Annotated in this window: 22 protein-coding genes; 9 read left to right on the plus strand and 13 right to left on the minus strand. The window is 51.2% G+C overall.

Going from position 1 to position 16,840, the window contains the following annotated elements; genetic code table 11:
* Nucleotides 1–21: 21 nt before the first annotated feature.
* The 10 genes from K0778_RS00065 to mdtH all read right to left on the minus strand — a co-directional run bounded on the left by K0778_RS00065 (nt 22) and on the right by mdtH (nt 7,450).
* Nucleotides 22–597 (minus strand): YceI family protein, encoded by a 576-nt coding sequence (locus K0778_RS00065; protein ID WP_000749261.1) that lies wholly within the window; start codon nt 595–597, stop codon nt 22–24.
* A gap of 3 nt (nt 598–600) precedes the next feature.
* On the minus strand, nt 601–1,167 hold the full coding sequence (locus K0778_RS00070) for a cytochrome b (RefSeq protein ID WP_000011114.1): 567 nt from the start codon (nt 1,165–1,167) through the stop codon (nt 601–603).
* 260 nt (nt 1,168–1,427) lie between these two features.
* Nucleotides 1,428–1,541: a YceO family protein gene (locus K0778_RS00075; RefSeq protein ID WP_001253418.1), complete on the minus strand. Its 114-nt coding sequence runs from the start codon at nt 1,539–1,541 to the stop codon at nt 1,428–1,430.
* A gap of 47 nt (nt 1,542–1,588) precedes the next feature.
* Entirely contained in the window at nt 1,589–2,707 is a 1,119-nt protein-coding gene (solA, locus tag K0778_RS00080) for an N-methyl-L-tryptophan oxidase (protein ID WP_000872811.1), read from the minus strand.
* A gap of 114 nt (nt 2,708–2,821) precedes the next feature.
* Nucleotides 2,822–3,076: a biofilm formation regulator BssS gene (bssS, locus tag K0778_RS00085; RefSeq protein ID WP_000414437.1), complete on the minus strand. Its 255-nt coding sequence runs from the start codon at nt 3,074–3,076 to the stop codon at nt 2,822–2,824.
* 289 nt (nt 3,077–3,365) lie between these two features.
* Nucleotides 3,366–3,611 carry a DNA damage-inducible protein I gene (dinI, locus tag K0778_RS00090; RefSeq protein ID WP_001217754.1) on the minus strand — a complete coding sequence of 82 codons (246 nt, stop codon included), beginning with the start codon at nt 3,609–3,611 and terminating at the stop codon, nt 3,366–3,368.
* 73 nt (nt 3,612–3,684) lie between these two features.
* Nucleotides 3,685–4,731 carry a dihydroorotase gene (gene pyrC / locus K0778_RS00095; protein ID WP_000126543.1) on the minus strand — a complete coding sequence of 349 codons (1,047 nt, stop codon included), beginning with the start codon at nt 4,729–4,731 and terminating at the stop codon, nt 3,685–3,687.
* 105 nt (nt 4,732–4,836) lie between these two features.
* A complete protein-coding gene (locus tag K0778_RS00100) occupies nt 4,837–5,397 on the minus strand; it encodes a lipoprotein (RefSeq protein WP_001295443.1) in 561 nt (186 codons plus the stop codon).
* Between the two features lie 133 nt (nt 5,398–5,530).
* Entirely contained in the window at nt 5,531–6,178 is a 648-nt protein-coding gene (gene grxB / locus K0778_RS00105; protein WP_000780912.1) for a glutaredoxin 2, read from the minus strand.
* Nucleotides 6,179–6,241: 63 nt separating this feature from the next.
* The gene (mdtH, locus tag K0778_RS00110) at nt 6,242–7,450 is read right to left on the minus strand and encodes a multidrug efflux MFS transporter MdtH (protein WP_053263448.1); all 1,209 of its coding nucleotides are present in this window, start codon (nt 7,448–7,450) and stop codon (nt 6,242–6,244) included.
* Nucleotides 7,451–7,685: 235 nt separating this feature from the next.
* Here mdtH and rimJ point away from each other — a divergent pair, with 235 nt between their 5' ends.
* From rimJ to murJ, 4 genes are all read left to right on the plus strand, one after another.
* Entirely contained in the window at nt 7,686–8,270 is a 585-nt protein-coding gene (rimJ, locus tag K0778_RS00115) for a ribosomal protein S5-alanine N-acetyltransferase (RefSeq protein ID WP_000468186.1), read from the plus strand.
* Between the two features lie 10 nt (nt 8,271–8,280).
* A complete protein-coding gene (locus K0778_RS00120) occupies nt 8,281–8,928 on the plus strand; it encodes a YceH family protein (protein WP_000877107.1) in 648 nt (215 codons plus the stop codon).
* Between the two features lies 1 nt (nt 8,929).
* Entirely contained in the window at nt 8,930–9,853 is a 924-nt protein-coding gene (locus tag K0778_RS00125; RefSeq protein ID WP_000736158.1) for a Gfo/Idh/MocA family protein, read from the plus strand.
* A 109-nt stretch (nt 9,854–9,962) separates the two neighbouring features.
* On the plus strand, nt 9,963–11,498 hold the full coding sequence (gene murJ, locus K0778_RS00130) for a murein biosynthesis integral membrane protein MurJ (protein ID WP_001050683.1): 1,536 nt from the start codon (nt 9,963–9,965) through the stop codon (nt 11,496–11,498).
* Between the two features lie 39 nt (nt 11,499–11,537).
* Here the strand turns inward: murJ and flgN are convergent, their stop codons facing one another.
* The 3 genes from flgN to flgA all read right to left on the minus strand — a co-directional run bounded on the left by flgN (nt 11,538) and on the right by flgA (nt 12,987).
* A complete protein-coding gene (gene flgN / locus K0778_RS00135) occupies nt 11,538–11,954 on the minus strand; it encodes a flagella biosynthesis chaperone FlgN (protein WP_063084658.1) in 417 nt (138 codons plus the stop codon).
* Nucleotides 11,955–11,958: 4 nt separating this feature from the next.
* Nucleotides 11,959–12,252, minus strand: coding sequence for a flagellar biosynthesis anti-sigma factor FlgM (gene flgM / locus K0778_RS00140; protein ID WP_000020884.1), 294 nt, complete (start codon nt 12,250–12,252; stop codon nt 11,959–11,961).
* Nucleotides 12,253–12,327: 75 nt separating this feature from the next.
* Nucleotides 12,328–12,987: a flagellar basal body P-ring formation chaperone FlgA gene (flgA, locus tag K0778_RS00145; RefSeq protein ID WP_000905458.1), complete on the minus strand. Its 660-nt coding sequence runs from the start codon at nt 12,985–12,987 to the stop codon at nt 12,328–12,330.
* Nucleotides 12,988–13,141: 154 nt separating this feature from the next.
* Between flgA and flgB the strand changes: the two genes are divergently transcribed.
* The 5 genes from flgB to flgF are packed head-to-tail and all read left to right on the plus strand — an operon-like array spanning nt 13,142 to nt 16,681.
* Nucleotides 13,142–13,558: a flagellar basal body rod protein FlgB gene (flgB, locus tag K0778_RS00150; protein WP_000884702.1), complete on the plus strand. Its 417-nt coding sequence runs from the start codon at nt 13,142–13,144 to the stop codon at nt 13,556–13,558.
* A gap of 3 nt (nt 13,559–13,561) precedes the next feature.
* The gene (gene flgC / locus K0778_RS00155; RefSeq protein WP_001196460.1) at nt 13,562–13,966 is read left to right on the plus strand and encodes a flagellar basal body rod protein FlgC; all 405 of its coding nucleotides are present in this window, start codon (nt 13,562–13,564) and stop codon (nt 13,964–13,966) included.
* An 11-nt stretch (nt 13,967–13,977) separates the two neighbouring features.
* Complete coding sequence (gene flgD, locus K0778_RS00160; RefSeq protein WP_000020486.1) at nt 13,978–14,673, plus strand: flagellar hook assembly protein FlgD; 696 nt, start codon at nt 13,978–13,980, stop codon at nt 14,671–14,673.
* Nucleotides 14,674–14,697: 24 nt separating this feature from the next.
* Nucleotides 14,698–15,906, plus strand: coding sequence for a flagellar hook protein FlgE (flgE, locus tag K0778_RS00165; RefSeq protein WP_000885873.1), 1,209 nt, complete (start codon nt 14,698–14,700; stop codon nt 15,904–15,906).
* A 19-nt stretch (nt 15,907–15,925) separates the two neighbouring features.
* Nucleotides 15,926–16,681, plus strand: a complete 756-nt coding sequence (gene flgF / locus K0778_RS00170) for a flagellar basal-body rod protein FlgF (protein WP_000349316.1) — start codon at nt 15,926–15,928, stop codon at nt 16,679–16,681.
* The last annotated feature ends 159 nt before the right edge of the window (nt 16,682–16,840 follow it).

Here is a 16,840-nt window from a genome sequence, read left to right on the forward strand (position 1 = left end):
CCATCCGGCAACATTTCACGCTTACTTCTGCTGTACGCCTTCCACTGAAATAATCAGATCCACTTCCTGAGAAGCTGGACCTAAATCTGTCTTGATATTGAAGTCCTTGAGCTTAATTTTGCCTTCGGCCTCGAAGCCTGCACGTTTACCACCCCATGGGTCGTCGCCCTGACCAATTAATTTCGCTTCCAGCGTGACGGGTTTGGTTACGCCATTCAGCGTCAGATCGCCGGTAATATCCAGTTCGTCACCGTCTTTCTTCACGCTGGTGGAGGTGAATGTTGCCTGTGGATATTTTGCGGTATTGAGGAAATCTGCACTGCGAAGATGTTTATCGCGTTCGGCGTGATTAGTATCGACGCTGGTGGTGTTAATTGTCACATTCACTTTATCGGCAGCCGGATTTTTTTCGTCAAAGGTAAAAGTACCGTCGAAATCTTTAAAGGTGCCGTATAACCAGCTATAGCCAAGGTGCTGGATGCGGAAATTAACAAAGGCGTGCTGACCTTCTTTGTCAATTTTGTAATCGGCGGCAACCGCTGAACCGGCAGAGAACATCAGGGACGCGAAGGTTAAACCAAGCAGGCTTTTTTTCATTTTTTATACTCCATAGTCAGATGACGACTTTCCCAGCATGCGCTTCAGAGTGTCGTCTTTATCGATGAAATGATGCTTCAGGGCCATAAATCCGTGCATAACGGACAGTACTACGACGCTCCACGCGAGCCAAAAATGCAGGGCACCGGCAAAGTCTGCCTGTGCGCCAGCGTCGGCAAGGGTCGCGGGGACGTCAAACCAGCCAAAAACGCTGATCGGTTTACCATCGGCAGTTGAGATCAGATAGCCGCTGATGCCGATGGCGAAAAGCAATAGGTACAATGCGAGATGTCCAGCTCTTGCGGCAAGACGAGTCATGGGCGAATAACTCGGCAGCGGACCCGGCGGTGGAGATATGACACGCCACAGAACGCGAATAACCAGCCCCATCATTAACAAAATACCGATGCTTTTATGCAGTTCGGGTGCTTTGTGATACCAGCCATCGTAATAACTGAGCGTGACCATCCACAGACCTAAAGCAAACATGCCGTAGACAATAATTGCGCTTAGCCAATGGAAGGCCGCAGATATAACACCATAGCGTTCAGGGGTATTTGTGAATGACATAAGTGCATCCAAAACGAATTTGCGAGAGAAAGAAAATGGCGTGTCGGAGAATGAATTGCAACACAAAAATAACAAATTGAATGATATTTATTTTTATTTCAATAATTTTGAATTAATAATGAAAGAATCTTCATAAGTTTAGTGGGTTCAGCATCAGAGATGTCTGGTGAGTGCTGTAGAAGCAGGAATAATCTCATTCAATTTTTCACGCTAAATGAAAGGGAGATTAAATATTTGTCAGTTTATGTCAGTGCGGAAAACTAAAAATAAAACACATAGATCAGATCCATAATTGCCAACAATCCCCAGAGAAAAAGATAAAGCATCAGATGCTCGCGAATATTATTGATGAGATAGTGCAACAGCCGACGCATTAAATACTCCTGTAAAAACGGCCTCATTCTGGAGGCCGTAATGATGATTATTGGAAGCGGGAAAGCCTGAATGGCGTTAAATCAAAATCGCTTTTTTTGTCTTGCGCAAAATCGGCAGCTATTTCCCCTAAAACAGACGCAAATTTAAAACCGTGCCCGCTCAGGCCGGTAATGAGCAGTGTATTATCGTGACCGGGTAGGGTATCGATAATAAAATCTTCGTCAGGCGAATTATCATAGGTGCAGGCAGCGCCGTACAGGCAGCAACCGATACCCGGCAAGACATTGCGCAAGAACGGGAAGGCTTCCGAACCATCGCTGACCACTTCCGCAAACGGAACACGTTCATCCGCTGAATGGATAACCTGGCCTCCGTTATGTTTGCCAATCTTCAACGCGTCGTTTTCTGCCGGAAAACCATAATATTGATCGCCATTGGGCAGTTCACCGGTAAACGCCGGGAATTTATTCTTCACGCTATAGCGACCATCGGCCTGATACCAGGCAAATACTTTGCGTACGGGCTGGACAGGCAGCTCCGGGAGCAGGTCTTTTACCCATGTTCCCGCGCAGACAATCGCTTTTTTCGCCTGATACTCTCCGTCAGCCGTTTCAATAGTTACGCCATCATCGTCATGACGAATTGCGGTGACCGGGCAGTTGAACAGCTGCGCACAGCCCGCTTCCTTCGCCAGTTGGATCCAGGTTTTAATCGCCAGTTCGCTGCGCAAAAAACCGGAATCAGTCTCAAATAAGCCGATGTAGTTGTCCGGGACGCGTATTTCTGGCCAGCGGGCCATAATCCCTTGCGCGTCGAGCTTTTCGACGTTGAGTTGCCACTGTTCGGCGCTGTGGGCGACGTTGGCGAGAAATGCGGAGTCAGCCGGGCCGAGGTTAATGACACCAGAGCGTACAAAAATGGGATCATCTTCGTTGTGGCGGGAGAGCTCATCCCACAGTGTTTGCGCGCGGAGTACCAGTGGGACATACTTTTCGCCTTCACCATAAGCATGGCGAATTAATCGCGTATCGCCGTGGTGGCTGCCGTGTTGATGCGGTGGCATATGGGCGTCGGTCATTAGCACGTTTAAACCGGCGCGGGTTGCATAATACCCGGCGGCAGCGCCTACGGAACCGCTGCCAATAATGATGAGATCGTATTTCATTTTTTTCTCTCTGCTCTCATGGTTTAAGCAGAGTAATTAACTGAATGCAGATATACAACCCAGAAATGGTAAAGGCACCGGTGAGGTGCCTTTTGGGTGGATGGTCATGTCATGTTAATGACGCCGATACTCGTTTACCGGGAAATCACCGGATTCAATTTTGGCGATTCCTGCTTCTAATATCGAAATAAATTGTCTGGCAACATCAGTGGTTAACCAGAGCGTCTGACCAACTTCAGTCCCTTCCTGCTCGGACTTATTTGGGGTCTGGTAGTGCAAACGCAACATCAGCGCATCATAGCTATCAACGGTGCTGATGTCCCACCCTACGAGCGGATGAGTCTGAATGACTTCATTATTTTTTTCCATCATGGCCCCCTAATTCGTGTTACTAGACAACGTTATTCGAGGTTCAATGCGTTTTTATCTGAAGCAACTTCAGTATACCAATAAGTAAGGGTATTCACCGAATTTTTAAAGGGGGGAACAGATAAATTTCTGCTTTTAAGATTTATATGAACAATAAAACAGCATGTCATTCATATTTTTTTAGCATATTGTGCAATTATTTTGAGGAAGTGTAGAAATTTTGTACTCAAAATTCGTAAGTAAAATAAAAAAGCCGGGGCGACCCGGCAAAAACAAAAATCACTGCATATTATTCGCTGACAAACCAGTCATCGGCGCTTTCCCACGTTTCCTGGAGAATTTCGCTAATGCGCTGTTTATCTTCTTTTGTTGCGCCAATAACCGATAAATTATTCGCTGCGGCATAACGTACCGATACGTGGCCTTCATTATCAGGAAACGCATACTGAATACGGCGGGAAAGTTCGCCAGCCAGGGCGTCAATAGCCCCAGCTGGCAATGGAGAAGTTTTCGCTATGGTGACTTCAATTCGCATAATAGCCCCCTGTTGAATATACTGGTTATTTATACAGGTAAAATAACCTAATGACAACAGGAAGCTACGATTTTTATTGTTTAACGGACCAGCGTACCGTTTCCCCGGCGAGGAATGGCACCAGGGTGTCATCAGTCAGTGCGATGCTTTCAGCAACCTGTTGCTCTTCACGTACCAGTTCGATGAATGTGTCGTTGACCGGCAAGCCATAGAACTGCGGGCCGTTTACAGAACAGAATGCTTCAAAGTGCTGCAGAGCATTCATCTCTTCAAAGACGGTAGCGTAACTGCCCAGCGCGGTTGGGGCGTTGAAGCAGCCCGCGCAGCCGCAACTGCTCTCTTTGCGATGACGTGCATGTGGCGCAGAATCCGTACCGAGGAATACTCGATTAAAACCGCTGGCGACCAGTTCACGCAATGCCTGTTGGTGAATATTGCGTTTGAGGATGGGTAAACAATACAGGTGCGGACGCACGCCACCAACCAGCATATGGTTGCGGTTAAACATCAGATGCTGCGGAGTGATGGTGGCAGCCAGCCGTTCATTTCCGTCACGGACATAGTCGGCTGCGTCTTTGGTGGTGATGTGTTCAAAAACGACTTTCAGTGCAGTCAGGCGCTGGCGCAGCGGTTCCATCACGCTTTCTATAAAGCGCGCTTCACGATCAAAAATGTCGATATCTGCATGTGTCACTTCACCATGCACCAGTAGCGGCATACCGATTTTTTCCATGCGCTCAAGTACCGGCATGATTGCGTCAACTGACGTAACGCCGTGGCTGGAGTTAGTGGTTGCGTTTGCCGGGTAAAGTTTTGCAGCGGTGAACACGCCTTCGTTAAATCCGCGCTCCAGCTCATTAGGATCCAGCGAATCTGTTAAATAACAGGTCATCAATGGGGTGAAATCGTGCCCGGCAGGTACGGCATCAAGAATACGCTGGCGATACGCCACGGCAGCCTCAACGGTGGTCACGGGCGGAGCCAGATTGGGCATTACGATAGCCCGTCCATAAATTTCGCTGGTATACGGCACGACAGTTTTTAACATGTCGCCATCGCGGAGGTGAAGGTGCCAGTCGTCTGGGCGGCGGATCTTTAATACCTGGGATGGTGCAGTCATTAATCTCTATGCTCCGGCTGAAGGGATGTTTTTGCCGGACACAAAGGATAAGCGGAAACGTTTTCCTTTGCACGAAAAATAAAGGGCGCGAATGCGCCCTCGTCATTAATCCGTAAACGGAATGACAATTTCGCCTGGCTTCACTTCAATGCCTTTCGCCAGTTTTTTCGCCATTGCTTCGCCCTGACTGCCATCTTCGCGCAGGACGTAAGCAGGTTGCTGGTTAAAGTAATTGCGTAATGCCTGGTTCAAATAGGGAAGCAACGTTTGCATCACCGTTTGCATTTTTTCCGGTTGTACCGTCGCATCGACCACTTCCATCTCTTTCAGGAAGATCGCACCTTTTTCTTTATCAAACACGGGCAGCGCTTTCAGCTTCAGTTTCATGGTCGCTTTCTGACTACCGAACAGGGAGTTCATGTCCAGATTGGCGTCTCCGGTTAGGGTAACCTTATTCGGCTCTTCGCGACCAATTTGGCTGGTCAAGTTTGTCAGAACAATATGGGCGTCAGCCACGCCGGGTAAACCGATATCTTTTGAGAAATTATTATGTTTCGCAAGCGACTGGTTAATTTCTTGTTCGGTGATGGTGTATTGGGTGAGTTGATTACAGCCAACGAGCAGGCCACTGACGATCAATGCAGCGGCAAATAAAAACTTGTTCATGGTAGTCCTCGACATGAAATCTGCGTCAATATCCTGACACAACGCAGCATGTGTCACCAGCGATAAACTCGCCAGCAGAAAAAACTGAAAACGGCGGCAACCCGCGAATACAGGCTGCCGCGGCGGGTCAGGATTAAATCGCCATTGATGATAACAAATTGATTTGTGTCTGTTTCGCCATATTATCGCGGTAATCAGCAACGCGGCTTGGCCAGTTGATTCCGGCTACCAGCGTCAGATTACGCAGTAGCGGAAATAGCTGAATATCATCTTCCGAAAGTTCGCCATTCACGGCGTTCGGTTTGACGATCAGTTTGTCCAGCGCACGCAAATCATCGCTGATATTCTTAATCAGACCGTCAGAGTGGGCCAGCAGGTCGGCAAAATTACCCGCGCTGGCCTCTTTCTTGTCGACGAAATATTTGCGCGCGGCGGGAGTAGAAAACTCATCAAATGCCGATTTGGCAAAACGCGGCAACAGCAGTTTGTTGGCGTAGCCATTGACTTTGCGCAGCCACTCTTCAATGGCAGGGGAACGTTTGCCGGTCAGTAACGGTTTGCCGTCGAGTTTATCGACATAGTGAACGATATCCATGCTTTCTGGCATATAGCGGCTGTCATCTTTTTGCAGAATGGGAACCTGTTTTTGACCGACCATCCGGGTGGGTGTTTCTGCGTCGTCGTTGAGCAGAACATGTAATTCGACGGGGATATTTTTCAGGCCGAAAATCATGCGGGCTTTGAGGCAGTAAGGGCAGTGATCGTAAATGTATAGCTTCACGTGACTCCTCCATTTGGCTGTCAGTTCACTTTCAGTATGGAGGAGTCAGGGGGGAGTATCAAATCAGGCGTCGCGTTCCAGCAAACGACGCGCGGCGCGTTTTTGACTAAACTGCCAACCCAGCGCAAGGAAAGTGAAGATGCCAATAATTCCCAGCATCATCCACGGAAGCTCTGGCTGGTGCGCCGATTTGCCCAGGTCAAACAGCCAGCCGCCACCGATATAACCAATAGCGCCACCAATCGCCAGACCCAGACGGCTAAACCCCATATAGCTGCCGCGAGCTCTTGCGTCCGCCAGCGAAGCACTTAAGGTTTCACGCGCAGGCTCGGCAATGATCGACCCGATATAAAACAGACAAATCAGGTTGAAAAGTTGTTGCAGGCCGCTGACCATGCCCACCGGCATCATGCTTAATGACATTATCAACAGCCCAGCCATCAACCGGTGTTCCAGACGAAAATGCTTTTCACTCCAGCGGGCGATAGGGTAGAGCAACGTTAACGACAGACACGCTTCAATGGCATACATCCATTTAACGGCAGAGGGCGCGCCAGCCACGTCGTTGACCATAATTGGCAGCATCAGCATCACTTGTACAGCCAGCATGTAGTAACCCGCCAGCGTCAGAACATAGGTGACAAAACGCTTGTCGCGCATCACGCGGGTCATGCCTTCGCGAACGGGCGTGCGTACGGTGGAGAGTTTCCATGCCGGTAACAACCACGCATTGAACGCCGCACACAGCACAAACAAAACGGCCCCTGTGGCGCAGACCAGGCGAAAGTCGTATTGCAACAGCCAGCTCCCCAACAATGCGCCAATGACCGCACCGGCACTGTCCTGCATCATCAACAGCGAGAAAAAACGACCACGTTGTTGTGGACGGATTAGTTTCACCACCAGCGCCGAACGCGGCGGATCAAACAACGTGCCGCCGAGTCCCGAGAGCAGGCATGAAAACCACAATAGCCACGGTTCGTGGGCGATACCCATTGTGGCGAATCCGGCGGCGCGCATCAGCATACCGGTAACAATCATCGGTTTGGCACCAAAGCGGTCGGCAATTGCGCCGCCGAAAATACCCAGACCTTGCTGAAAAAACTGGCGTAGACCGAGAGCAATACCGACCATGACGGCGGCCCAGCCCATTTGATCAACGAAGCGGATAGAGATCAGCGGGAAGACAACAAAGAACCCCAGCACGACCAGCATATTATCGATGAGCAGGAAATATTTACCCAGGTTCCTCGCCTGCGACACGCGGGACATTTCCCCTCCCGGGAAATAAAAGATGAGCACTTTCTATTCTGCATTGCCGCTAAGACTTTTCCCATCACTTCGGGGACAATATTTTTTTATCAAAACGTCGCTTTGATAGAGAGTTTTTATCAAATATGTGAATAATGCAGACAATGGCATTTTGGACTTTTCACAGGGTCTGGTTGCGCAGGTATAGTAATACTTACAGCGTATTAAAGACGTTACGGGAAGGAGTAGGTATAGAATGTTTGGCTATCGCAGTAACGTGCCAAAAGTGCGCTTAACCACAGACCGACTGGTCGTGCGTCTGGTGCATGATCGTGATGCCTGGCGTCTGGCGGATTATTACGCAGAGAATCGCCATTTCCTCAAGCCCTGGGAGCCAGTGCGCGACGAAAGCCACTGTTATCCATCAGGCTGGCAGGCCAGGCTGGGGATGATTAACGAATTTCATAAACAAGGTTCAGCTTTCTACTTTGGCTTATTCGACCCGGACGAAAAAGAGATTATTGGCGTTGCCAATTTTTCCAATGTTGTTCGTGGCTCTTTTCATGCCTGCTATCTCGGTTATTCGATTGGGCAAAAATGGCAGGGCAAAGGACTCATGTTTGAAGCCCTGACCGCAGCCATTCGTTATATGCAGCGCACCCAACATATTCATCGCATTATGGCTAATTATATGCCGCACAATAAACGCAGCGGTGATTTACTGGCGCGACTGGGTTTTGAAAAAGAAGGCTATGCGAAAGACTATCTGTTGATTGATGGACAATGGCGCGATCACGTACTGACGGCATTAACTACCCCAGACTGGACGCCCGGCCGCTAAGGAGAATCTCATGAAATATCAACTTACTGCCCTTGAAGCTCGCGTGATTGGTTGCTTGCTGGAAAAGCAGGTGACCACGCCGGAGCAATACCCGCTCTCAGTCAATGGTGTAGTCACGGCCTGTAATCAGAAAACGAACCGTGAACCGGTCATGAATCTGAGTGAATCCGAAGTGCAGGAACAGCTGGATAATCTGGTCAAACGTCATTATCTACGCACAGTGAGCGGTTTTGGTAATCGGGTCACCAAATATGAGCAACGTTTTTGTAATTCAGAATTTGGCGATCTGAAACTGAGCGCAGCGGAAGTGGCGTTAATCACCACGTTGTTATTGCGTGGTGCCCAGACGCCAGGTGAACTGCGCAGCCGCGCCGCGCGAATGTATGAATTCAGCGATATGGCGGAAGTGGAGTCGACGCTGGAACAACTGGCAAATCGCGAAGATGGTCCTTTTGTGGTGCGTCTGGCCCGCGAACCGGGTAAACGCGAAAACCGCTACATGCATCTTTTCAGTGGTGAGGTTGAAGATCAGCCGGCGGTGACGGATATGTCGAACGCGGTTGACGGTGATTTACAGGCCCGCGTCGAAGCCCTGGAAATCGAAGTGGCAGAACTGAAACAGCGTCTTGATTCGTTGCTGGCCCATCTGGGAGATTAAAGTGAAAAAATTACGTATCGGCGTAGTGGGATTAGGTGGCATTGCGCAAAAAGCGTGGTTACCGGTGCTGGCGGCAGCGTCTGACTGGACGTTACAAGGAGCCTGGTCGCCTACGCGCGCGAAAGCCCTGCCAATTTGTGAAAGCTGGCGCATTCCTTATGCCGATTCGTTATCCAGCCTTGCCGCCAGTTGCGATGCGGTTTTTGTGCATTCCAGCACCGCCAGCCACTTTGACGTGGTCAGTACGTTACTCAATGCGGGGGTACATGTCTGTGTCGATAAACCGCTGGCAGAAAATCTGCGCGATGCTGAACGGCTGGTGGAACTGGCGGCGCGGAAAAAACTGACGTTGATGGTCGGTTTTAACCGTCGTTTCGCACCACTCTACGGTGAGTTAAAAACGCAACTCGCCACCGCAGCCTCGCTAAGAATGGATAAACATCGTAGCAATAGCGTCGGGCCACACGATCTTTATTTCACGTTGCTGGATGATTATCTGCATGTGGTGGATACCGCGCTGTGGTTGTCGGGCGGCAAAGCCTCTCTGGATGGCGGTACGCTACTGACTAACGACGCTGGCGAAATGCTGTTTGCCGAGCACCATTTTTCGGCTGGTCCTTTGCAGATCACCACCTGTATGCATCGCCGTGCCGGAAGTCAGCGTGAAACCGTGCAGGCCGTGACTGACGGTGCGCTCATCGACATTACGGATATGCGCGAATGGCGTGAGGAGCGCGGGCAGGGCGTAGTGCATAAACCGATTCCTGGTTGGCAGAGTACGCTTGAGCAACGTGGGTTTGTCGGCTGTGCGCGGCACTTCATTGAATGTGTGCAAAACCAGACAGTTCCGCAAACCGCCGGCGAACAGGCCGTGCTGGCGCAACGTATCGTTGACAAGATCTGGCGCGATGCGATGAGTGAATAAACCCTGTAACATCTGGCGGTAGCAATTCACCATAATCCAGGTAGACTATTCGCCTCTTTCAGCGCCTGCCTTGCAGGCGTTTTGCCCGTGGGTCTGGATTAGAACACCGATGAATTTATTAAAATCGCTGGCCGCCGTCAGCTCGATGACCATGTTTTCGCGTGTGCTTGGCTTCGCACGAGACGCAATTGTCGCCAGAATCTTTGGCGCAGGGATGGCAACCGACGCCTTTTTCGTCGCTTTTAAACTTCCTAACTTGTTACGCCGTATCTTTGCCGAAGGGGCATTTTCCCAGGCATTTGTACCGATTCTGGCGGAATATAAAAGTAAGCAGGGTGAAGACGCCACGCGGGTCTTTGTCTCTTATGTTTCTGGCCTGCTGACACTTGCGCTGGCGGTTGTGACGGTCGCTGGCATGCTCGCCGCACCGTGGGTGATCATGGTGACCGCGCCAGGCTTCGCTGACACAGCTGACAAATTTGCCCTGACCAGCCAGCTACTAAAGATTACCTTTCCCTATATCTTGCTGATCTCCCTGGCGTCGCTGGTGGGAGCGATTCTGAATACGTGGAACCGCTTCTCGATTCCGGCGTTTGCTCCAACACTGCTTAACATCAGCATGATTGGTTTCGCGCTGTTTGCCGCACCGTACTTTAACCCACCGGTGCTGGCGCTGGCGTGGGCTGTTACGGTCGGCGGCGTCCTGCAGCTGGTGTATCAGCTACCGCACCTGAAGAAGATCGGCATGCTGGTCCTGCCGCGCATTAACTTCCACGATGCCGGAGCAATGCGCGTGGTGAAACAGATGGGACCGGCGATCCTTGGCGTCTCTGTGAGCCAGATCTCCTTAATCATCAACACCATTTTTGCCTCGTTTCTTGCTTCCGGTTCGGTGTCTTGGATGTATTACGCCGACCGCTTAATGGAGTTTCCGTCCGGTGTGCTGGGCGTGGCGCTTGGCACCATTTTGCTGCCGTCGCTGTCGAAAAGTTTTGCCAGTGGCAATCATGATGAATACAACCGTTTGATGGACTGGGGGTTGCGTCTTTGTTTCCTGTTGGCGCTGCCGAGTGCGGTTGCGTTGGGCATTCTTTCCGGTCCGTTGACCGTTTCGCTGTTCCAGTACGGTAAATTTACCGCGTTTGATGCGCTGATGACCCAGCGGGCGTTAATTGCCTACTCGGTGGGTTTGATTGGCCTGATTGTAGTGAAAGTGTTGGCTCCTGGCTTTTATTCCCGCCAGGACATTAAAACGCCAGTGAAAATTGCCATCGTTACGCTGATTTTAACGCAATTGATGAACCTGGCGTTTATTGGTCCGTTGAAACATGCCGGGCTGTCACTTTCTATTGGTCTGGCGGCGTGTCTGAATGCTTCGCTGCTTTACTGGCAGTTGCGTAAGCAGAAAATCTTTACCCCGCAACCCGGCTGGATGGCGTTTCTGTTGCGTCTGGTGGTGGCGGTACTGGTGATGTCTGGCGTGCTTTTAGGTATGTTACATATCATGCCGGAGTGGTCATTGGGTACCATGCCCTGGCGTTTACTGCGTTTAATGGCGGTCGTGCTGGCGGGGATTGCCGCGTACTTCGCTGCACTGGCGGTACTGGGCTTCAAAGTTAAAGAATTTGCCCGCCGGACGGTGTAACAATGCATTCCGGCCTGCAGTGCAGGCCGGAGATAATCTTCAGCTCGAAATCTTTTTACCGCCGCGATGGGTTGTTGAGGTCTGACCGTTCGCCCCATATAGCGTCGGTTCCTGATGCGGTTTCAACATTTCCAGCGCCTGTTGATTGCGCTCAATCTGTCCTTCCAGTAACCAGCCGTTATGTTGATTCATTTGGCGTAGTTGCTGCGTTTTCACAGTAATTTCCTGCCAGCGTTGACTAATATCAACGCTATTTGCTGTATTGGGTTCTTTCCTGCGTAACTGTTCGAGGTAATCCAGCGTCGCCAGCAGTGAGCTTTTTTGTTCTGTAATCCATTGCAACTGGCTGCCGTTGATCTGCCCCATAGAGAGATGTTGCTGCTCTTGATCCATTACCGTTTTGAGATCGTTAAGCACAGCGGACATCTGGTCGAGGATCTCTGCAAGACGTGTCATACGATCAGTTACTCTGCAAGTCTTGCTGCGCTTCGTTGATCAGCGCATCGGCAATTTTGCCGGTGTCCATTTTTAGTTCACCGTTACGAATCGCCAGTTTTAACGCTTCGACACGTTCAAGATTGATATCACTGCTGCCGGGTTGCATCAGTTTTGCTTGCGCGTCGCTTAACGTCACACTGGTGCTGGTGGAGGCTGTTGTTTTTGCCGCCCGGGTGTTCGTTACCGGCGCGTCAGTGGTTTCGCGCGGTTGAACGGTGCTTACAGGCTTCAGAGGCGAAGTGCGATCAATACTCATGGTTTATTCCTCATTGAGGGCGCTTTTATCATGTGTTGCTTATTTATCGGCAAGGGACGGGTAATCTTTAACAGCTTACAGGTTTATAAGAATATTCCCATCTGCATCAACAACGCCGCTGACTACCTGTCCCGATACCATGCGCACCCGCGCATTCTGTGCGACGGCTGCATTGTTCAGCGCCTGACCTTCTGCGTTGGCGCTAAACCCATCACCGCTGGCGATCACATTGACGCGTTGTCCCGCTTTTACCCGCCATGCCTGGCGAAACTGGGTTAACTGGATAGGTTGATCGGGTGATAGATCGCGCAGGCTAATGGCATCAACAAGTTGATTGATATCCAGCACCGTACGCGGTGGCAGGGTATCCAGCCGTCCGCGTTTCAGTTTGACATTGCCAGCTTCCAGCTTTCCTCCCCGCGCAATGGGCATCGCGGCAACCACATAATTTCCTGTGGCCTGTACATTAACCTGTAAATATCGTTTGTCGTTACCGCAGCGTGCCAACACATTCACATTGCCCCACAGGCGGGAATTATTGCTCATCGAAAGCAATGGCTGCTCGCATGGCGGTAGTAGATTGGGCGCTGTACGAATAGAAACACGAACCTCATCACTTACCCCCGCGAGTTGGGCGCTAAAAAAGTTGTGCAATTGCGATGTGAGATTGCTCGCCGTACTTAACGGACTGAACAGTATCGCGATGATCGCCACGCTACGTTTTATTATCAGCATTTTCGCCCCCAGCCATTTCTACAACGTGAATTGTACCTGTCCGCAATGACCATCAACGGCATAAATAGCGACCCATTTTGCGTTTATTCCGCCGATAACGCGCGCGTAAAGGCATTTAAGCTGATGGCAGAATTTTGATACCTGCGGAGGAGATATGCTCGATAAGCTCGACGCCGCCTTACGTTTTCAACAAGAGGCGCTCAATCTGCGCGCCCAGCGTCAGGAAGTGCTGGCAGCAAACATCGCCAATGCCGATACCCCTGGTTATCAGGCGCGCGATATCGATTTTGCCAGTGAACTTAAAAAAGTCATGCAACGTGGACGGGATGCAACCAGTGTGGTTGCACTGACGATGACCTCAACGCAACACATTCCGGCGCAGGCGCTGACGCCTCCTACCGCAGAACTGCAATACCGTATTCCGGACCAGCCTTCGCTTGACGGTAATACCGTCGATATGGATCGCGAACGCACCCAGTTTGCCGATAACAGCCTGCAATACCAGATGAGCCTTAGCGCGTTGAGCGGGCAAATCAAAGGCATGATGAACGTTTTACAGAGCGGAAATTAACGGATGGCACTGCTGAATATTTTTGATATCGCCGGGTCGGCGTTAACTGCCCAGTCCCAGCGCCTGAACGTGGCGGCCAGTAATCTGGCAAATGCTGATAGCGTGACCGGTCCTGATGGACAGCCATATCGGGCAAAACAGGTGGTATTCCAGGTTAACGCTGCACCAGGTGCTGCGACAGGCGGCGTAAAGGTTGCCGATGTTATAGAAAGTCAGGCCCCGGACAAACTGGTTTATGAACCGGGTAATCCGCTGGCAGATGCAAAGGGCTACGTAAAAATGCCGAACGTTGATGTCGTCGGGGAGATGGTTAACACCATGTCGGCGTCACGCAGCTATCAGGCCAATGTTGAAGTGCTCAACACGGTGAAAAGCATGATGCTGAAAACCCTTACGCTCGGTCAATAAAGGAGAAAGCTATGTCCATTGCGGTAACCACCACCGATCCGACAAATACCGGCGTCAGTACCACCAGCAGTAGTTCGCTCACGGGCAGCAACGCCGCAGATTTACAAAGCAGTTTTCTGACTTTGCTGGTGGCGCAGCTGAAAAACCAGGACCCGACCAATCCAATGGAAAACAACGAGCTGACGTCGCAATTGGCACAAATCAGCACGGTCAGCGGGATTGAAAAACTCAATACCACGCTCGGATCTATTTCCGGACAGATTGATAACAGCCAGTCGTTACAGGCCAGTAACCTGATCGGTCACGGCGTGATGATCCCCGGCACCACTGTTCTTGCGGGAACCGGCAGTGAAGAAGGGGCTGTGACCACGACCACGCCGTTTGGTGTTGAGCTGCAACAGGCGGCAGACAAAGTTACGGCCACCATCACCGATAAAAATGGCGCGGTTGTGCGCACCATTGATATTGGTGAACTGACCGCCGGAGTTCACAGTTTCACCTGGGACGGTACGTTGACTGATGGCAGCACTGCGCCGAACGGTTCTTACAATGTAGCGATTAGCGCCAGTAACGGTGGTACACAACTGGTTGCCCAGCCGCTGCAGTTTGCTCTGGTGCAGGGTGTGATCCGCGGCAACAGCGGTAATACGCTGGATCTCGGCACTTACGGCACCACCACCCTCGACGAAGTACGGCAGATAATTTAAGCCTTCACATTTCAGGAGTCAGTCATGGCCTTTTCTCAAGCGGTTAGCGGATTAAACGCTGCCGCCACCAACCTCGATGTTATTGGCAACAATATCGCCAACTCCGCCACCTACGGCTTTAAATCAGGCACGGCCTCTTTTGCCGATATGTTTGCCGGTTCGAAAGTGGGACTGGGGGTAAAAGTTGCCGGTATCACTCAGGACTTTACCGATGGCACGACCACCAACACCGGGCGAGGTCTGGACGTTGCTATCAGCCAGAACGGTTTTTTCCGTCTGGTAGACAGCAACGGTTCGGTGTTCTACAGCCGTAACGGACAATTTAAGCTGGATGAAAACCGTAACCTGGTGAATATGCAAGGTTTACAGCTGACGGGTTACCCGGCAACCGGTACGCCGCCGACTATTCAGCAAGGGGCGAATCCGACCAATATTTCGATCCCGAATACCCTGATGGCAGCGAAAACTACCACCACGGCATCGATGCAGATCAACCTGAATTCCAGTGATCCGCTTCCTACTGTTACGCCATTCAGCGCCAGCAATGCGGATAGCTATAACAAAAAAGGTTCGGTGACTGTTTTCGACAGTCAGGGTAATGCTCATGACATGAGCGTCTACTTTGTGAAGACCGGGGATAATAACTGGCAGGTCTACACCCAGGATAGCAGTGATCCAAACAGCATTGCGAAGACAGCGACAACACTGGAATTTAATGCTAATGGCACATTAGTGGATGGTGCGATGGCGAATAATATCGCAACCGGCGCAATTAACGGTGCAGAACCCGCCACGTTTAGTCTGAGCTTCCTCAACTCCATGCAGCAAAATACCGGCGCTAACAATATTGTGGCAACCACCCAGAACGGCTACAAACCGGGCGATCTGGTGAGTTATCAAATCAATGATGACGGTACGGTTGTCGGCAACTATTCCAACGAACAAACCCAACTGCTGGGGCAGATTGTACTGGCGAACTTTGCCAACAACGAAGGTCTGGCATCCGAAGGCGACAACGTCTGGTCTGCGACGCAATCTTCTGGCGTGGCGCTGTTGGGGACAGCCGGGACGGGAAACTTTGGCACCCTGACCAACGGTGCGCTGGAAGCGTCCAACGTCGATCTCAGTAAAGAACTGGTCAATATGATCGTTGCCCAGCGTAACTATCAGTCTAACGCCCAGACCATCAAAACCCAGGACCAGATCCTCAACACGCTGGTTAACTTACGCTAATCGCTGACGGGATAGCTCAATGGATCACGCAATTTATACCGCGATGGGAGCAGCCAGCCAGACACTGAATCAACAGGCGGTAACCGCCAGTAATCTGGCCAATGCCTCAACGCCCGGTTTTCGCGCGCAGTTGAATGCTTTACGCGCGGTGCCAGTGGAAGGGCTTTCTCTGCCCACGCGCACGTTGGTCACGGCGTCAACGCCGGGCGCAGATATGACGCCCGGCAAAATGGATTACACCTCGCGCCCGCTGGACGTCGCGTTGCAGCAGGATGGCTGGCTGGCCGTGCAGACTGCTGACGGCAGCGAAGGGTATACGCGTAATGGCAGCATTCAGGTTGATCCCACCGGGCAACTGACAATTCAGGGGCATCCGGTGATAGGCGAGGCTGGGCCAATTGCTGTGCCGGAAGGGGCGGAAATCACTATTGCTGCCGATGGCACAATCTCGGCGCTCAATCCGGGCGATCCGGCAAATACGGTTGCGCCAGTAGGGCGTCTTAAACTGGTGAAAGCCACGGGCAGCGAAGTGCAGCGCGGTGACGACGGCATTTTTCGTTTAAGCGCAGAAACCCAGGCCACGCGTGGGCCGGTACTGCAGGCAGATCCAACCTTGCGTGTGATGTCGGGGGTTCTGGAAGGCAGTAACGTCAATGCCGTTGCGGCAATGAGCGACATGATTGCCAGCGCGCGGCGTTTTGAAATGCAGATGAAGGTGATCAGCAGCGTCGATGATAACGCAGGCCGTGCCAACCAACTGCTGTCGATGAGTTAATTGAAAGGATACATGACAAGTATAAGTTGCCCGATGCGCAAGTTTATCGGGTCTATGGGGGCAATCGAAATTTATCGATTTTGCGAGCACTTGTAGGCCGGATAAGGCGTTTACGCCGCATCCGGCAAGAAGACATATGCACTTTGTCACTAATCCACT

Source organism: Escherichia sp. XD33 (assembly GCF_019375075.1).
In the GTDB taxonomy this organism is placed as follows: domain Bacteria; phylum Pseudomonadota; class Gammaproteobacteria; order Enterobacterales; family Enterobacteriaceae; genus Enterobacter; species Enterobacter flexneri_A.

Bases quoted from the DNA above. Each gene is read 5' to 3' on its own strand.
- dinI (WP_001217754.1), bottom strand. From the start codon at position 3,611: ATGCGAATTGAAGTCACCATAGCGAAAACTTCTCCATTGCCAGCTGGG.
- rimJ (WP_000468186.1), top strand. From the start codon at position 7,686: ATGTTTGGCTATCGCAGTAACGTGCCAAAAGTGCGCTTAACCACAGAC.
- murJ (WP_001050683.1), top strand. From the start codon at position 9,963: ATGAATTTATTAAAATCGCTGGCCGCCGTCAGCTCGATGACCATGTTT.
- K0778_RS00075 (WP_001253418.1), bottom strand. From the start codon at position 1,541: ATGCGTCGGCTGTTGCACTATCTCATCAATAATATTCGCGAGCATCTG.
- K0778_RS00070 (WP_000011114.1), bottom strand. From the start codon at position 1,167: ATGTCATTCACAAATACCCCTGAACGCTATGGTGTTATATCTGCGGCC.
- bssS (WP_000414437.1), bottom strand. From the start codon at position 3,076: ATGGAAAAAAATAATGAAGTCATTCAGACTCATCCGCTCGTAGGGTGG.
- mdtH (WP_053263448.1), bottom strand. From the start codon at position 7,450: ATGTCCCGCGTGTCGCAGGCGAGGAACCTGGGTAAATATTTCCTGCTC.
- flgN (WP_063084658.1), bottom strand. From the start codon at position 11,954: ATGACACGTCTTGCAGAGATCCTCGACCAGATGTCCGCTGTGCTTAAC.
- K0778_RS00100 (WP_001295443.1), bottom strand. From the start codon at position 5,397: ATGAACAAGTTTTTATTTGCCGCTGCATTGATCGTCAGTGGCCTGCTC.
- solA (WP_000872811.1), bottom strand. From the start codon at position 2,707: ATGAAATACGATCTCATCATTATTGGCAGCGGTTCCGTAGGCGCTGCC.
- K0778_RS00120 (WP_000877107.1), top strand. From the start codon at position 8,281: ATGAAATATCAACTTACTGCCCTTGAAGCTCGCGTGATTGGTTGCTTG.
- flgF (WP_000349316.1), top strand. From the start codon at position 15,926: ATGGATCACGCAATTTATACCGCGATGGGAGCAGCCAGCCAGACACTG.
- flgB (WP_000884702.1), top strand. From the start codon at position 13,142: ATGCTCGATAAGCTCGACGCCGCCTTACGTTTTCAACAAGAGGCGCTC.
- flgM (WP_000020884.1), bottom strand. From the start codon at position 12,252: ATGAGTATTGATCGCACTTCGCCTCTGAAGCCTGTAAGCACCGTTCAA.
- flgC (WP_001196460.1), top strand. From the start codon at position 13,562: ATGGCACTGCTGAATATTTTTGATATCGCCGGGTCGGCGTTAACTGCC.
- flgA (WP_000905458.1), bottom strand. From the start codon at position 12,987: ATGCTGATAATAAAACGTAGCGTGGCGATCATCGCGATACTGTTCAGT.
- flgE (WP_000885873.1), top strand. From the start codon at position 14,698: ATGGCCTTTTCTCAAGCGGTTAGCGGATTAAACGCTGCCGCCACCAAC.
- pyrC (WP_000126543.1), bottom strand. From the start codon at position 4,731: ATGACTGCACCATCCCAGGTATTAAAGATCCGCCGCCCAGACGACTGG.
- K0778_RS00065 (WP_000749261.1), bottom strand. From the start codon at position 597: ATGAAAAAAAGCCTGCTTGGTTTAACCTTCGCGTCCCTGATGTTCTCT.
- flgD (WP_000020486.1), top strand. From the start codon at position 13,978: ATGTCCATTGCGGTAACCACCACCGATCCGACAAATACCGGCGTCAGT.